This window comes from Shewanella saliphila (assembly GCF_014648295.1).
GTDB lineage: Bacteria > Pseudomonadota > Gammaproteobacteria > Enterobacterales > Shewanellaceae > Shewanella > Shewanella saliphila.
In genome coordinates, this window is sequence record NZ_BMQV01000066.1 from 1 (window position 1) to 16622 (window position 16622).

The following is a 16622-nucleotide window of genomic DNA, read 5'->3' on the forward strand; positions in this document are numbered from 1 at the left end:
CTTCCTTCAGACCCTGCCGTTGGCCAGCAACGCCCTTGCCATTCGGATTATCTTCCCCTCAGTCGGGGTGATTCAGGTTTCTTTCAACCTGACGGGTTTGCCAGCTTCGCTGGGCAAACAAAAAAGAGGTAAACCTTACGGTTTACCTCTTTTTTATTATCTATCTCAAAGCTCAGATTTACGCTTAATCTTGATACTGGGCATAATCAACTAAACTCGCTAACGACATATTTTGTTGTTCTGTTGGATTTTTTAAACGCTTAGCAAACCAATAACGTGGCTTCCAATAGACATTGTTTAAGCTAGAAATTTTCACGCCTTTTTTGGTAGAAGCATGTAAAAATTTGTCCTGGCCCATGTAGATGCCCACATGGCGGGTTGTTCTTCCGGTTTTAAAAAAGACTAAATCACCAATGATTAATTGATTTCGTGGGACATCTTTACCTAAAGTGCGTTGAGCATTAACCGTGCGCGGTAGTTTGTCACCCACAATATCAAGGTAGGCCAAGTATACAAAACCAGAACAATCAATACCGTTACGGCTTAGGCCACCTAAACGATAAGGGGTGCCTTTCCATTGGTCATGAAAACTGAGTAAGTTTGACTCGCTCCATTTTGGTGGCTGCGGCTTAAGCATAGGTGGCACCACCACAGGCTTAGGGGCGACAACCACAGGCGGGTTAGACGCACACGCAGACAGCAACACCATTAATACGACACTATATAATCCTTTAGCCAATTCGACCCACTCCAAGACCCGAAAAAATCACCGAAATATAAAGACCTTTAGATAAATACACAATCAAAATACATCACAAGCCACTGAGTAATAGTATCAAGCTTAATTTAACGGGTAATCAGCTGCATACATTGCACAATGGCGCGTTTTGCTGCGGTTTTATCTGCTTTAATTTGACAGCGTAGCATAGTCCCTTGCCAATTTGACCAAAAAATGTTCGATAACACACTGGCACTCATGTCTGTTTTAATAAACCCTTGCTGCTGACCTTGCTCAATAAGCGCGTTAAATAGGCTCAACCACTGATCAAACAGTTGATTAAGTGTCTGATGCAGCAACGTCATTTGCGGATTCACTTCAACCATTAAGTTACCCATTAAGCACCCGCGGGGTTGCTTGTCGCTAAACAAAAAATCGATCAGTTGATGATAACCGCCCAATACTGCTGTGATATTGGTTTTAAAGTTAGCATTAGGGTCCATGGCAATCGGGGCAATACGGTGATCAAAATAGTATTGTGCGACTTCGGCAGCAAACGCTTCTTTACTGACAAAATAGTGATAAAACGATCCCTTAGGAATGCCCACTTCATCCAAAATGAGTTTAATCCCCACGGCGCTGTACCCGTGTAAAGCAAATAGCTTTTCACCGACGGCGCAAATTGACTGTTTACTGGTGGTATTTTTGTTCATAAGCTCTCCATTTTTCCGCTACCATAAACAAAAATAGACCAGTCGTCTATTAGTTTCCAGTTTATTCATAATATTGGAGGCCGCGGCAGATAAACAGCGTTAAAAAGGCTGTGGCATAAGCAGTTTAGGTGGAAGGGTTGTTGGGCTAAGCGTTGTTGACGTAAGTGATATTGAAGTTAGAGGCATTGACGTAAGCGAGTTAGCCAATGAGTTGAGTAGCGATTAGTCACTGGCAAAGAGCAACTACTCATGAGTAGCTGGTAATGAGCAAAGAGCAAGTAACAAATAATGAGTCGCCAGGTATTAGCGGGTGTTTTGCTGAATGGACTCATCTAGCAGTTGTTGGGTGTCTGCACGCTGTTGGCGACGTTCATCATCAATATGCTGATTAACCAATTGCTCACACTGTTTTTGTTGATCATATTGGCTTAATGGATCGGTCGCTTTATCTGTTTGTGCCTGGCATAACACGCTACTGCATCCGCTTAACAACACACTCGCGGCCACAACTAAGACCGGAAAATACCTCGATGATACTACCAAATAATCACGCCTTGTTTTGTCATCATGCATATCATCTTTACTCCTTTAAAAAGTGACCCCTATTAAAAAACCAGCCCGAAGGCTGGTTAATAATATGCTAATCAATCACGATTACCCAGTAATGCGTAACTCATCGACAACCTTTTTAACGTCGTCGGTATTTTTGGCAATGGTTAAGGCTAAATCACGTTCAGCGTCACTCGATACCGTACCTTCTAAAGTGACTACGCCGTTTTCAACGTCCACATCAATTTCGGTACCTGAGATGTCAGTTGAAAATAATAAACGGGTTTTCACCACGGTAGCCACTTTTGAGTCAGTTAAAGTATCGGCTAACGTTTCGCTGTCATGGTCTTTATCATGATGCGCTTTCATCACGGTTAATTCGTTATTAACCTCGTTGACGCCATCAACACTTTTGACTAATTCGGCAGCCAACGCTTTATCAACACTGCTATTTACTTTACCCGTTAAGGTGACGTTGCCGTCTGTTACGTCGGTATTAATATCAAAAGAGTTAAGGTTAGTGTTTAACAATAACGTGGTTTCAGCTTTACCATCAATCCATGCATCTTTTGCATCATCCTGCCAATCTTGAGCTGCGTTTGCAGTGAATGCCATTGAACCAAGAACGATGCTTGTTAATACTGATAATGTAGTCTTTTTCATAAAGATATTCTCCATTGTTAGTGTTAATGCTGTATTACACCTTAGATAATGCGCGAACTGTGCCAAGTTTTTTAAGTTGCTGTTTTAAAGTGATTTACTATTAATTCCCGTGCAAAGCTTATCGATGATAGTGACTTACTTTCGGACTTTTTTACCGACTTGATGTAAAAATTTCATGGCGATTGGCTCGACTCGTTAAGTGGTAAGTTTTTCATGCTGTCGCAACTGATTTGCAGCCAAGCAATCCCCTCTGCCAATTGCCTAGTAACACGTTGGCTATTCGCACGCTTAGCGGCAAGCTTGAGGCGGCTTAACACATATTGCTCTGCGGTAATCAGTACCTTAATCGCTTTTGTCATGCGGTTTTGCGCAATGGCTTTTTCAGCCTCGGCATAATAGGGGCTCAATGGCGGTGTTAAATGGTCAATACTATCGATTACTTGCGGATAGCGCGGTTCGACTTGCTTAAAAAGCGCCGTTAAACGGCTTAACATGCCTTTTCTTACCTCTGCCATATGGCCAAATATGCGCTTAATATTGTAATCAATGGCCCCTTTTGTGGCCCGGCTATAAAATTGCTGCCCCGCCTGGCATAAATCAATCGCTTCATTTAATAACCATAAGTCGCTGCCATCGTGAGTGACATTATGTGATCGCTTTATAATCAAGGCTCTATCTCCTTATCATCAACTAACTGGGTTCGTTAGCCCGCTTGATGACTTGCTAATGAATGTAATATTGAGTCATTATGATGACTTGCATAATTCATACACATTGACAAAGTTTAATTAAACTGTTGATTTTAAATTGTTATGCTAGCAATACGTTCTCGGGACAAACGCCGAATAGGAAAAAATTACCGCCTTTAATTGTCAAATCTACATCACCGATTACAGTGGTTATTAATAGACAGGGAGTAACATCGGCATGGGTCGTCCAGTACTTTTTTATCATTTGCGCCAGCCGCAAACTCAAACGCAGCTATTACAAGTTTCAGCCAGCCAGCATTTTAATAAGATTGCGAGCAGCATCGATCAATCCTGGTTAACTCAGCTTGAAGACAACGCTGTCGATGTCGCCATTATTGAACTCGCCAATTTAAGCCAACAAGACTATTTAGACATCGCCAACAGTGCGTTAATGTCTGATATCGAATTTATCTTTTTAAGCGAAGGTAAGCCTAACCCGAATCTCGATAAGCTTATGGCGACTGGCGCGGGGTATCATTTCCGTCAGCCCTACGACATGACATTGATTGACGACACCTTAGAAGACTTTGCCCAGGATTTAGTCTCGCAATCAACCAAAAAGCAGCAACCCTTTTCGAGCGAGCTAGACCAATATGGTTTGCTTGTGGGCTCGTCGCGCGCCATGCATAAACTGTATCGCACCACTCGTAAGGTGGCAGTAACCGAAAGCAATGTGCTTATTATTGGTGAAAGCGGAGCCGGTAAAGAGTTGGTAGCCAATACGATTCATTTAGCCAGCAGCCGAGTTAACGAGCCTTTTATTGCCATTAACTGCGGCGCATTAAGCCCAGAATTAGTCGACAGCGAGTTATTTGGTCATGTAAAAGGTGCATTTACTGGGGCAAATCGAGATCACTCAGGGGTATTTGAACAAGCTGAAGGTGGCACGTTATTTTTAGATGAAGTCACCGAAATGCCGCTCGAGCATCAAGTGAAGTTGTTGCGCGTGCTTGAAAATAACGAATATCGACAAGTGGGTAGTCAAAAGGTCAAAAAGGCCAATGTACGCATCGTGGCCGCCACCAACCGCGACCCCGCCAAGGCCATTGAGCAAGGACAATTTCGCGAGGACTTATACTTTCGCTTAGCCCACTTTCCAATCCGCGTACCGCCATTACGAGACAGAGGCGACGACATTAGCGGTTTAGCTCAACACTTTTTGGCATATCGAAACTCGGCTGAAAAGCTTAGCAAAACCTTTAGCGACGATGCTCTGAGCTTAATTCAACAACAAAAGTGGCCTGGCAATGTACGCGAGTTAAAGCATGCCATCGAACGCGCTTATATTCTCGCCGACGATATTATTGATGTCAGCCATATCAATATTAACCCGCTAGAACCGTCTACCGAGTCAGCTGAAGACGATGTACAAATCCCCGCAGGCATGCGTTTAGATGAACTTGAAAAAGTGGCCATTTATCAAGCACTAGACCAAACCGCCGGCAATAAAAATGACACAGCCAAACAGCTCGGCATTAGTGTCAAAACCTTGTACAACAAATTGAGTAAATACCAGGATCAAACTAGCTCAGAAGATTAATAAACTCATCATCCCAGAAGTGATTCTGAGATGGAATTCACCAAACGAATCATCCCGGCAATAATTTTAAGCTGGGACACACCAATATTGTCATCCCGGCAGTGCTTTTGAGCCGGGATCCAGGTGTTAGCTTTGTACTTTTGTACTTTTGTACTTTTGTACTTTTGTACTTTTGTACTTTTGTACTTTTGTACTTTTGTACTTTTGTACTTTTGTACTTTTGTACTTTTGTACATATGGCCAGCGGCCACTAACGTCGTGGCGATTCACCCCACAGCAAAGAATGTATCTGTAACGTTTACTGTTATGGTTTCATCATGGCATTCACTCACTGACACGCAGCAAGTACATCCATGTAGCTCGGCCGACCCGTCCATGGGTCGGACGGTCAGCTCGCAAATATCCTTGATGCCACTGTCAATGTTTACTTAATCTGCCGATTTTAAGAATAGAGTTGAATCAAGATGTATTTCTGCCCTTAAATTTCTTCGTCAGCCGCCACGTCTAATATATTAAATGTGTCATCACCGTAGAGGTCAAATAACATTAGTGGGAAGCCACTGATAACAGCGACTTGGCTACTCGGACGGTGCTTGTTCATTTGACTTTCGAAGACTTCGACCATACAAGCTGGCTCAGTGGGGAGCTCTAAAGAATCATTCAATAAGTAATTGACTCTCGATAAATGCTGTTTGGCTATACTACTCCAAGTCTCTGACGTATACAGACCCCAGTTCTGAAATTGTTTATCCATATCAGGTGCGGCATTTACCCATTTTTTATAATTTCTTAGATCGACAGTACTATGTGTGAGGTATTCTGGGGCGTGCCCCCTTTGGTGACGTATAGCCTCTACCATCGGATAGCTAATACATAATAGCCCTTTGTCTTGTGCATCATTGAAAAGGCCCACCATATCGCGAATTTTTTTGTCATCAGCGTTTGAGCAGTGACAATCGTAGTCAAAGAATAAGTATATCTCACTGATATCGTCAGGATCTTCTATTGCTATCACTGCACTATCATCATCAGTAAGTTTATCTCTACTTTCTAGTTCTTGAACTATGAACTCATATGTATCAAAATATTCATCCTCAGTTACCTTATTGAATAAGTTATAGATACTCATTCCGTAGGATGTTTGAACAATAAGTTTAGAGTCTCTATTTAATATTTGTTCTCTGAGATTTCGAGCGATATTTGGCTCAGCTTTTCTCCCCTCAAAGACAAATAAAATATTACTACTCATCGAATGCACCTGCTCGGTACATTTTCTCAAGGTTATGCGCTTTTCGAAGCTCTCTGTCTGTTAATTCATAAAGAGGCTTTAATGCGTTCTGGTCTAGAATATAGTAGCAGTCTGGTCTCAACACATGATTGGATAGTAATGTACTATTATGGGTAGTAATGATCGACTGACATGATGTTTCCGATACCAATTTCACTATTCGTTTGGCGAGTGCGAAATGGTAGTAAGCATCGAACTCGTCAATATATGCAAATGTGACTTCTTTATTTAATAGTTTAAGATACCAATAGTAGAAATTACCAAGTGATATCGTACCTGTAGAGGCTATTAAGGAAAACTCTATACTCTTGTTACCAAAATCGAATTCTATTTGCTCTTTACCTGCATCTCCAGTCTGAATGAGAAGGCATTCTACCCCTGACTCATTAAGGAACGCTTCGAAATCCTTTAGCTTGTCTTGTTCAATAATTCGCTGTGAAATGCGTTTTGTTTCAAGTGGACCACCATGAAACTCAGTTGTTTTTGTCAATGTGCGGAAGAACACCATGCCTTTGACAAAATCAATAAATTGGAAAAAAGCTTTAGCTTCTTTAGTTGAGTCAAGTAGTGCGTTAGATTCTAGAAACTTAATGGGAGATATATTACGCCCTGTAAAATCATTTTTTAGAGCTTCTGTCCCTGCTAGGTTGTAAGTCGCAAGCGCTGATTCTCTGCGGTCAATTCTCACAACTTCCTTACCATCTATTTGAAGCATCTCGTATATGGCTTCAGTACATTTTTCCTTCCCATAATTATATACAACCTCTACGCCTTCAAAGTCAAACGTATAAATAAATTGGGCCAGTGATTCATCAGATATGCTTGCGTTTAAGTAGTTCACGTGTAAAGACGGAATAATGTTAGAGGTATCGAGTAGATGACAGGTCAGATCTAAAATGGCTAATCCGAGATTAGACTTACCCACTCCGTTACCACCGTACATCACCGCACTACACACTACACCGTTATTTACTGCGTGTGTGTTGAATTCATAAGATTTATCAGTGCGTAGATTTACTTCGCACTCTTCATTAAAGTTGCGGAAACCTTTAACTTTAAGACTACATAGCATATTTTGTACTCAAGTTTTTTCATTTGAACTAAATATATCACATCGATAGGAATAAGCCGTAAAAAAAATACGGCACCTATAAAATGTTAAATAACTAAATTTAATCGAATTTGTATAGATTTAATAAAAAACAAGTAATAACTGAATATTACCCTCACTTTAAACGCCCAATTCAACTCTGAACTTGAGGCCGTTGAAGAAAATGACGTGAGCTGGCCATGGACGGCCAGCTAGCTTTAGAGGGGAAGGGACGCCCCATCTGAAGCGTTAGCATTTTCGAATAAGGCTGAAGAACACTCAGACGAAGTTAAAAGCTGAATAATTTTCCGTCGCAATTTTTTCGCTCATCAGAAAATGTTGCCGGAACGCTGAGGGTTTGCAAAGGGGTACAAGCGCTTTACCCCTTTGCTCTGGTGTGGGCGAAGCGCCACGACGTTAGTGGCCGCAGGCCATAAGCAAAACAAACACCTGGATCCCGGCTCAAAAGCATTGCCGGGAAGACAAATTTAAACTGACCGACCCATACAGATATACTTGAATCAAAGTAACGTTTATTCACCCTGTCGTGGGCGAAGCATCACGACCTTAATGGCCGCAGGCCAGAATTAAATTACCCCAGCAGAATCATCACACAAGTTAGTTGGATATTTACAATAAATTCAACAATTTAAATTGTACCACCAAAAGCTTTTAATCTGTGCTTTTAGCTTACCTTCAGACAACAAAGAGGCTAAATCGAAGAGAGATAATGACAGGTGCAGATGAGTCAGCGAGTGTCCAAAACATGGATGTTTTGGTTAAGCCCACATGGATGTGCTTGCGGCGTCTCGCTTAATCATCTGCACGGAGCCTGCGGCAGGCAATTAATACCGATGAATAATTGGTATTGGTTAAGCTGAATCAATACTAATTAGGCCAGACTATTCGAGCCTGTAAAAAGAATTACCTCTGTGGAATCATCACAGACAACGACTTTGGTTTCACCTCAATACGCATATCATCAGCCTCAAACAACTCGCCATCAATCACGTACTGACACTGAGCATCCGTTGTTAAATAGACTTTTTTCGCCTGCTGATGATGAATCGCACTATTCTCAGCTTGTTGATCTCGGTTGCCTGTTAAGCCTGCAAACAATAACTCGGTCATACTAAGTAATTGTTGTGGCGAAGTGTCACTTGCCTCAATCCAGGTGATATCGAGTAAACCATCATTAATAATCGGTTCGCCATTACCTTGGGCTAAAACGCTAGTAAATGGCGCGGCATTGGCAACCACCAAACTGGTGGTGTCGATAGTGTGGGTTTCACCGCCATCTAACTGCATGCGAATCGACCACGATTGATTCTCATCAATGGCCTCCCACAAACCAGTTAAATACGCTAACTGACCCATGTCGTTTTTGGTCTCACGGTCGGCTTTTTGAATCATTTTATGCTCAAAGCCTAAGCCCACCAGCAACAACATAATGCTGTCGTTACACATTGCGGTATCAATGCGTTGGTGATGACCTTGAATTAAAATCTCTAACGCCTGCGACACAGGTATTAATTTACTGTTAACCCCAAATAAGGTGTGACTTAATGCATTAGTGGTGCCCATTGGAATAATGCCTAAATAAATATCACTGTCGACCAACACCGAGGCGACCTCGTTGACGGTGCCGTCGCCGCCACAGGCAATGATGATATCGGCACCTTTTTCTTTAGCTTGTTCGGCTAATTGCACTGCCGATTTATCTTTGGCGGTGTACAGCACATTAAGCTGAAAATAGCGCGATAGGGTTTGTTTAATATAGTCGGCTTCGTCGTGCCACTTACCACCGCCCGATACCGGATTAACAATTAACCAGGCTTGCTTATGGATATTAATTTGCTGCTGTTGATGCATTTTTTCAACACCCGCTAACTGCCATTTATTTAACCTGGCAGTTTGACGAATATCATTAATGCTTTTAAGCACATCGCTAAACTGACGTTGCTTATCGCGGCACACTAAATACGCGGCTAACATTAATACTGAACGGCCTCGTCCTAAGGCACAATGCACGACCACATTGTTGCCTTTGCGCACCTGATTATGTAACCAGTTTACTGCCTGATTAACTTGGGCAATGGTTGGCACGTTATGGTCTAGTACCGGAATATTTAAATATTCAATATTCTCATCCACTAAGGTCCATTCAAGTGCGTCAAACTCGGCGGTGACATCTAAAATAGCGCCGACTTTTTCACGTTTAAGTTGCTCAACATCGCTTGGAAACAAGCGACAAGCTAAATACAACTGCTTATCGATTTGTTGAATAGCAGGTACTTTGTCGTGCTTTCGAGCCCACGCGTTGTACGCCTGACTGCCCATTAAAAATGGGATAAAACTCCAGCTGATATACCAGGGAATACTGCCGTCCTGGCTTTTACGAAAAATGCCTGCGCTATTAAACCAATAGGCAGAGCTGACTAAACCTAATGACAATGCCACCCAGCCAAACACCACTTGCAGCAAGGCATAAGGCAAAGCAATGCATAGGCACAATGCGATAAAAGTACCAAGGGTGTAATAATATTTAATGTGGATTTGGGTCGGCATAATCTGTCCTCCTGGGGTGAAATAACAAAAGCGGCACTCATGCCTAATGCATGAGTGCCGTAATATTATTAACAGTCAGGATCCTCGGCTTTCATGCCTTCTTTTACGTCTTCACAAGCATCCTCAACCGCATTACCTGCATCTTGCATCATCTCATCGACCTTCTCACCTGCATTTTCGGCTTTGTTATCTGAACATGCAGATAAACCCGCTGTAAGTAGTACCATTAAACTTGCCATTGTGATTAATTTTAATAATTTCATAATTCATCTCCTGATGATGGTAAATATTTTGACCGTGTTATTAACTAAGTTGGTTATGTAGGTTATCGAGGTGACTTACCACGCAGTGCATTCGACACTAACGAAATCAGCAACAACACCACAAAGATAAAGAAAATAATTTTAGCGATTCCCGCTGCTGCACCTGCAATACCTGTAAATCCCAATAAACCTGCAATAACGGCTATCACTAAAAACATTAATGTCCAGCCCAACATAAAAACCTCCTTGGTGTACGGTTTGTCTTCAATGTACTGAATATGAATTAACGATATTCGTACATGAGATGTTTCTGTGTATCTGTGTTTCTTATACTTCTCATCGTTCGTATATTAACTAAAGCCAGCATCGTGCCAACTTCGAAAATAAAACATAAAGCATTAATTAATATGGATTTAATTATTCAGAGTGTAATAGGTACAATCTACGGCATATCACGCGGTGGGAAATTTTTACCGACAATTCGGTAAGAGTTTCAGGCTCAAAGCCTAATGGGAAACCAACAGATATAAAAAAGGGCTGCCAACAATGGCAACCCTATTTTTTATGATGTTGATTTACGATTTATCGCATGTTTATCTTGGTAATTTAAGTGATATCACCGCAGCTAACGTCACAAATGCACTTGAGATCCATAAACAGGCCTCAAGGCCATATTGCTGATATACCCAACCCGATAACACGGTACCAATTAAGCGCCCCATGGCATTAGCCATGTAGTAAAAGCCGACATCGAGTGACACGCCATCATTACCGGCATAGCTAACAATAAGGTAACTGTGCAGCGATGAGTTAATCGCAAATACTGCACCAAACAACAATAAACCGGAAATTAATGACTGCTGAATATAAAAGTCAAAGTGTAGTGCTAATGCAATGGCGGCTGGGATAACTAATAAATACCCTGCCCACATAAAGGCGGCTTGCCCGCTAGGGACTTTGCCTTGTTTTTTACCGGTAAAGTACGGCGCAAATGATTGCACAATACCGTAACCAATGACCCAGCTAGCCATAAAGCCGCCGACCCACCAATGGTCCCACTGAAATGTAACCGCTAAAAATACCGGCAATGCCACCACAAACCACACGTCGCGGGCACCAAACAAAAACATCCGCGCCGCCGACAGCATATTAATTGCCGGGCTTTTTGAGAACATATCGGTAAATTTAGGCTTGTTTTTAGCTTTACCTAAATCGGCTTTTAAGCTGAGTAAACTCATTAGCCACACTATGGTCAACATAGCCGCCATGAGTATCACCGCGCCGCGAAACTCAAGTAATGTCAGTAATAAGCCGCCTAAAAAGAAGCCAACCCCTTTTAGGGTATTTTTGGAGCCAGTGAGAATCGCTACCCACTGATACAACTTACTCTGAGCATCATCAGGCACCAGCATTTTAATCGCGCTTTTGGCGCTCATTTTATTAAGGTCTTTGGCGATACCAGACAAGGCCTGCGCTGCCATAACATACATTACGGTAAGCATATCGGCGGGTACCGTTAGCATGGCAAGGGCGACAATTTGCAGCCCAAGACCAATGTTCATGGTGTTATTTAACCCCAACCTTGCGCCTAACCAGCCGCCAACGAGGTTGGTTATTACGCCAAAGATTTCATAAAACAAAAACAACATGGCAATGTTAAGCGGGCTGTAACCAAGTTGATGAAAGTACAACACCACCAGCATCCGCAATGCGCCGTCGGTTAAGGTGAACGCCCAATAATTACCGGTAATAATTAGGTATTGTTTAATCTGCGGCGGCAATGCGCTCAGTGATAACAGCCCCATGCTGGGTTATTCCTTATCTGCTAGGCCGACTTTGCGGGCAAGCTCTGCAGTACGGTTAGCGTATCCCCATTCATTGTCGTACCACACGTATAACTTCACCTGAGTGTCGTTGACGACCATGGTCGACAAGGCATCAATAATGCTTGAGCGCGGATCGGTTTTATAATCAACCGACACAAGCGGGCGTTCTTCATAACCCATAATGCCTTTAAGCTCAGTGTCTGCGGCTTGCTTAAGCAGTTGATTCACTTCTTCTACTGTGGTGCCGCGCGCCACTTCAAATACGCAATCGGTAATTGAAGCATTGGCTAACGGAACACGGATCGCGTGGCCATTTAGCTTGCCTTGAAGCTCAGGAAAAATATGGGTAATGGCAGTAGCTGAACCGGTTGTGGTGGGGATTAAACTGATACCACAAGCACGGGCACGGCGTAAGTCTTTGTGCGGTGCATCTAAGATGGTTTGGGTATTAGTGATGTCGTGGATTGTGGTCATCGAACCATGTTTAATGCCGATTTTTTCGTGGATTACTTTTACCACTGGCGCTAAACAGTTGGTGGTACAAGATGCCGCCGTTACTATCGGGTGAATCGCTTTATCATAGAGATCATCGTTCACGCCCATCACAATATTGAGCACGCCCTCTTCTTTTACGGGTGCTGTAACCACAACACGCTTAACACCTTGATCTAAGTAAGCTTGCAGTAACGCTTTGGTTTTGATTTTACCTGAGGCTTCAATCACTACATCGCATTGTGACCAATCGGTATCTTGAGTGGCTTTGTTTTGAGTACATGGAATAGCTTTGCCATTAATCACAATGGCGTTGCCTTGATGGGTCGCCTCGTGATGCCAGCGCCCATGCACTGAATCAAAGGTCATTAAGTGGGCTAACGTTGCTGCGTCGCCAGCAGGATCGTTAATGTGGACAATTTCCACGTCGTCCCAATCGTACGCTGCGCGCATTGATAAACGTCCCATACGGCCAAAACCGTTAATACCTATTTTAATCGTCATAATATTGTCCTAAATAATGTTATTTGGCTTATTAGTCAGTAATCTTTAATTAATCGTCTTTAATCAGTAATCTTTTATCAACAATCTCTAATAAACAATCTCGTATGAAAAAGATCATAGAGTAAACGCATCAAAATATTCGCGCTGTACTGGGTGCGCTAATGCTTTTGGTCGCAATGCTTGTACTGCACTAACGACTTTGTCTTTTGGCCAGCCTAAGCTGGCAAGAATCAATCCAATCACTAGCCCTGTGCGTCCTGAGCCGCCTTTGCAATGCACAGCAATTGTGCCCTGGTTGTGCATCAAATCTAAGATTTGCGCTTTATTGGTTAACCAGCTGGCTTCAAATTCAGCGCCCGGTGCGGCGTCATCTAATATAGGTAATTGCACCCATTTAATGCCCTGGTTGGCACATTGTGCGGCTAAATCGCTGGCATGATTGCGGGCCATTTCTTCGTCAAACATCAAGGTAAGTAGCATTTGAGTACCCGCCGCTTTTAACGTAGTGAGCGACTCTGGCAATGCTTGCTCTTTAGTGCCTGGGCATGGGGTAAAAATCAATTTAGCGCCATTCTCATTGAGTGGATCTAATGGCAAAATATCAAACGGATGTGGCGACATTATTAACTCCAAAAATCGTTTAAAACTGATATTAATATTGAAAAACCTGCAAAACCTAACGGCAAAAACTGGCTTTATTAGGGCGGTTTTCCATAGCGTCTAAACGCTCAAGATACGGCGAAATTAATGCAATATTATTTTCAGTGGTTTGCGCAATCACCGACTTAGCCCATAAAGCCAGGCTAGGGTTAATGCGATAAAACACCCATTGGCCGTGTTTTCGGTCGCTAAGAATATTGGCTTTTTTCAGTAAGGCTAAGTTACGCGATACTTTAGGCTGGCTATCTTCATCCAGTGCTTGCATTAACTCACACACACACAGCTCACCATGATAGTGGGTCAACATTAAGGTTTTTAGACGGATGTCGTCAGTTAAGCATTTATAAAACGCGATGGGATCGACGTTGGTAAATGTCTCTGTGGATTGCTCTATTTCGATAGGAGCATCATTTGCAGCGGTTGCAGCCGTTTTATTCTCCACCAGCAAAAACATCGACAAGCGATTGTTAAGCTCGGTTAAGGTACTAGAAAAAGGATGGTGACCTTTGCGTGATTTAGGATCGGGGAAATCCCAGGCAAGTTGCTTACCAGCCCCAGGAAAACTGCGGCATTCGGTATTGGCTTTATCGCAAAGTGTAATCACGTAGTCGAAGTCTTTTCCGTCAAAGCTCTGCACGCTTTTAGAAACTAGATCGCTGGCATCGACACCAAATTTTTGTATCGCCTCAATCGCCCTTGCATCAACTTCTTCAGGCTGGGTGCCCGCACTAAATACATCAAATTGATCACCGGCTTTGCTTCTTAATAACGCTTCGGCCATTTGTGAACGGGCAGAGTTACCGGTACACAAAAACAATACACTTTTCTTTTTCATAGATAATGGGCTCAGCTGAATTCTTAAAAACATTGTATATATGATTATTTGCATGTACAAGGTTAAGGCAATAAAAAAAGCCTATTCAAAATGATGAATAGGCTTTACAACAACGTTCAACGTTAGTGTTTATCTAACCAATTCACGGCTAAGGGCCATACTAATGACTTGTTGTTTTAACCACTAACATTACAGCTTTTCTTTTAAATTAACGTACAAGCTCTGTCTTCAATATTTAATGGATGCATATCAGAAGCAATAAAATCAACCACCAACCATTTACTTTGATTATCAAATAACATAAAGTCCAAATAACTTGACAATCAAACTAATAAATTATGACCAACTTTGCCGATAAATATGTCCACCAGCATAACTTCACCTCTGTGAATGCACAAAACGAACGCCGAACATGGTATGTACTCGTGATTACTATTATTACTATGGTTATCGAAGTGACTGCCGGTACGATTTATGGCTCTATGGCGTTACTTGCCGATGGTTGGCACATGGGAACCCACGCTGCCGCTTTTTGTATCACGCTATTTACTTACCACTATGCAAGAAAGCACGCCAATAGCGACAGATTCTCTTTTGGTGTCGGTAAGGTTGGCGTACTCGGCGGATACACTAGTGCGATTGGTTTAGGTATTGTCGCGCTCATTATGTTGGTTGAATCAATACATCGCTTACTGTCGCCAGTTGATATTCAATTTAACCAATCCATTATGGTCGCAATTATCGGTTTAGTGGTTAACGTGGCGAGCATGTTTATTCTTGGTCATGAACATCACCACCATGGGCACGATCATCACGACCATGATCATGATCATGCTCACCACGAAGATGACGGCCATACACACGATCATGATCATAGCCATCATGGACATAGCGACCATAATCTCAAAGCAGCCTATTTTCACGTACTCGCTGACGCGCTCACCTCAGTGTTAGCTATTGGTGCGCTTTTAGTGGGTAAGTATCTTGGCTGGTATTGGTTAGATCCTGTTATGGGGATTGTGGGTGCCGTGGTTATCACGAAATGGGCTTTAGGCTTAATGAAACAAACGAGCCCAATTTTGTTAGATGAAAGCATCGACAAGCATTATCAAGCTGACATTATTAACGCACTTGAAAATGAGCAAACCAAAGTGACCGACATTCACATTTGGAGAATAAGCGCAGATCACTATTCGGCCGCCATTGCAATTTGCACCACAAGCGACACGAATGCTGAAACATTTAAACAATCACTGAGTAAGTTTGGTAAGCTAAACCACTTAACAATCGAAGTGAATTACGCTTGAGGCTCTTATGCATTCTTTGAATAACCTGATCATCGAATTTTACGACAAACTGTCTTCTTGGGAGCAGTCTGTCGTTAAAGATACCGGTTACTCATTAGCACAGGTGCATACCATTGAAGTATTGGGCTCGCACGGCCCAATGCGAATGAAAGAGTTAGCGGATAGATTGGGGATTACCACCGGCACACTAACCGTGCAGGTAGAAAAGTTGGTGCAATTTGGTCTTATTGTCCGTACTCCGCATGAGGTTGATCGCCGCTCAATACTGGTCGAATTAACCAGTGAAGGTACTGCGTTGCACAAGCACCACAACCGCATGCATTTACAACTAACAGAAGACATCACCCGTCATTTAGACCCAGAGTCGATCAAAGTGCTAACTCAAAGCTTTGAAAAAATGAACCGCGAGTTTTGAAATGAGGCTCGCTGAGTTAAATGCTCAGCGAGCCATTTTTTATAAAAAAACACTATGAAATCGTGGAATTAGAACGAAGACAAAGTAAGGCTGTGACACCTGATGCAGCGTTGCTATGTTTAGTACTTTCATGGAATTAAAACGAAGACAATCTTAAATGGCTGTTTTAATTGTATTTAGGCAGTCACCCCCTCCGTTGGCTAATATGTAATTCCACTAGCGCATCGAAGTTATTATCCTTGTACAACACCATAATCGAAACTATATTTACATGAATATAAACCTATAGGAGAACAGTCATGGTTACATCGAAGCTTCGTAAACGTCTAGCGAACGGCACCTAGCAATTTATCTTTGCTTGATATTCCACGGCAATAATGACTCAACCTCGGATGAGGTCTCTGCCAAGCCTTGCAGGCACTTGGCGATATACTCATGCACG

At 42.5% G+C, this 16622-nt stretch carries 18 protein-coding genes; 4 read left to right on the forward strand and 14 right to left on the reverse strand.

Going from position 1 to position 16622, the window contains the following annotated elements:
• Nucleotides 1–214 (forward strand): hypothetical protein (locus IEY48_RS20490; RefSeq protein ID WP_229786589.1); only part of this gene is annotated, 214 nt, incomplete at its 5' end.
• On the opposite strand, the gene IEY48_RS19210 is transcribed toward IEY48_RS20490, so the two are convergent.
• From IEY48_RS19210 to IEY48_RS19230, 5 genes are all read right to left on the reverse strand, one after another.
• Nucleotides 185–709, reverse strand: coding sequence for a C40 family peptidase (locus IEY48_RS19210; RefSeq protein WP_188923190.1), 525 nt, complete (start codon nucleotides 707–709; stop codon nucleotides 185–187). The genes IEY48_RS20490 and IEY48_RS19210 overlap by 30 nt on opposite strands.
• 137 nt (nucleotides 710–846) lie before the next feature.
• The gene (locus IEY48_RS19215; protein WP_188923176.1) at nucleotides 847–1431 is read right to left on the reverse strand and encodes a TetR/AcrR family transcriptional regulator; all 585 of its coding nucleotides are present in this window, start codon (nucleotides 1429–1431) and stop codon (nucleotides 847–849) included.
• A gap of 303 nt (nucleotides 1432–1734) precedes the next feature.
• Nucleotides 1735–2004, reverse strand: a complete 270-nt coding sequence (locus tag IEY48_RS19220; protein WP_188923177.1) for a hypothetical protein — start codon at nucleotides 2002–2004, stop codon at nucleotides 1735–1737.
• An 81-nt stretch (nucleotides 2005–2085) separates the two neighbouring features.
• Nucleotides 2086–2643 carry a BON domain-containing protein gene (locus IEY48_RS19225; RefSeq protein ID WP_160056176.1) on the reverse strand — a complete coding sequence of 186 codons (558 nt, stop codon included), beginning with the start codon at nucleotides 2641–2643 and terminating at the stop codon, nucleotides 2086–2088.
• A gap of 173 nt (nucleotides 2644–2816) precedes the next feature.
• Nucleotides 2817–3311: a hypothetical protein gene (locus IEY48_RS19230; RefSeq protein ID WP_188923178.1), complete on the reverse strand. Its 495-nt coding sequence runs from the start codon at nucleotides 3309–3311 to the stop codon at nucleotides 2817–2819.
• Between the two features lie 259 nt (nucleotides 3312–3570).
• Here IEY48_RS19230 and IEY48_RS19235 point away from each other — a divergent pair, with 259 nt between their 5' ends.
• Nucleotides 3571–4932 carry a sigma-54 interaction domain-containing protein gene (locus tag IEY48_RS19235; protein ID WP_188923179.1) on the forward strand — a complete coding sequence of 454 codons (1362 nt, stop codon included), beginning with the start codon at nucleotides 3571–3573 and terminating at the stop codon, nucleotides 4930–4932.
• A gap of 478 nt (nucleotides 4933–5410) precedes the next feature.
• On the opposite strand, the gene IEY48_RS19240 is transcribed toward IEY48_RS19235, so the two are convergent.
• The 9 genes from IEY48_RS19240 to IEY48_RS19280 all read right to left on the reverse strand — a co-directional run bounded on the left by IEY48_RS19240 (nucleotide 5411) and on the right by IEY48_RS19280 (nucleotide 14458).
• A complete protein-coding gene (locus tag IEY48_RS19240; protein ID WP_188923180.1) occupies nucleotides 5411–6181 on the reverse strand; it encodes a hypothetical protein in 771 nt (256 codons plus the stop codon).
• A complete protein-coding gene (locus IEY48_RS19245; protein ID WP_188923181.1) occupies nucleotides 6174–7292 on the reverse strand; it encodes an AAA family ATPase in 1119 nt (372 codons plus the stop codon). The genes IEY48_RS19240 and IEY48_RS19245 overlap by 8 nt, the downstream gene beginning before the upstream one ends.
• A 942-nt stretch (nucleotides 7293–8234) precedes the next feature.
• Nucleotides 8235–9878 carry a diacylglycerol kinase family protein gene (locus IEY48_RS19250; RefSeq protein WP_188923182.1) on the reverse strand — a complete coding sequence of 548 codons (1644 nt, stop codon included), beginning with the start codon at nucleotides 9876–9878 and terminating at the stop codon, nucleotides 8235–8237.
• A gap of 68 nt (nucleotides 9879–9946) precedes the next feature.
• On the reverse strand, nucleotides 9947–10141 hold the full coding sequence (locus IEY48_RS19255; RefSeq protein ID WP_188923183.1) for a hypothetical protein: 195 nt from the start codon (nucleotides 10139–10141) through the stop codon (nucleotides 9947–9949).
• Nucleotides 10142–10203: 62 nt separating this feature from the next.
• Nucleotides 10204–10377: a DUF1328 domain-containing protein gene (locus IEY48_RS19260; protein WP_160056188.1), complete on the reverse strand. Its 174-nt coding sequence runs from the start codon at nucleotides 10375–10377 to the stop codon at nucleotides 10204–10206.
• Nucleotides 10378–10734: 357 nt separating this feature from the next.
• Entirely contained in the window at nucleotides 10735–11946 is a 1212-nt protein-coding gene (arsJ, locus tag IEY48_RS19265; protein WP_188923184.1) for an organoarsenical effux MFS transporter ArsJ, read from the reverse strand.
• A 6-nt stretch (nucleotides 11947–11952) separates the two neighbouring features.
• Entirely contained in the window at nucleotides 11953–12963 is a 1011-nt protein-coding gene (locus IEY48_RS19270) for an ArsJ-associated glyceraldehyde-3-phosphate dehydrogenase (RefSeq protein ID WP_188923185.1), read from the reverse strand.
• Nucleotides 12964–13077: 114 nt separating this feature from the next.
• Nucleotides 13078–13584 carry a phosphatase domain-containing protein gene (locus IEY48_RS19275; RefSeq protein ID WP_188923186.1) on the reverse strand — a complete coding sequence of 169 codons (507 nt, stop codon included), beginning with the start codon at nucleotides 13582–13584 and terminating at the stop codon, nucleotides 13078–13080.
• A 55-nt stretch (nucleotides 13585–13639) separates the two neighbouring features.
• Nucleotides 13640–14458, reverse strand: a complete 819-nt coding sequence (locus IEY48_RS19280) for a metalloregulator ArsR/SmtB family transcription factor (protein WP_188923187.1) — start codon at nucleotides 14456–14458, stop codon at nucleotides 13640–13642.
• Nucleotides 14459–14796: 338 nt separating this feature from the next.
• Between IEY48_RS19280 and dmeF the strand changes: the two genes are divergently transcribed.
• A complete protein-coding gene (gene dmeF / locus IEY48_RS19285; RefSeq protein ID WP_188923188.1) occupies nucleotides 14797–15765 on the forward strand; it encodes a CDF family Co(II)/Ni(II) efflux transporter DmeF in 969 nt (322 codons plus the stop codon).
• Nucleotides 15766–15772: 7 nt separating this feature from the next.
• A complete protein-coding gene (locus IEY48_RS19290) occupies nucleotides 15773–16180 on the forward strand; it encodes a MarR family winged helix-turn-helix transcriptional regulator (protein ID WP_188923189.1) in 408 nt (135 codons plus the stop codon).
• Nucleotides 16181–16622 lie beyond the last annotated feature (442 nt).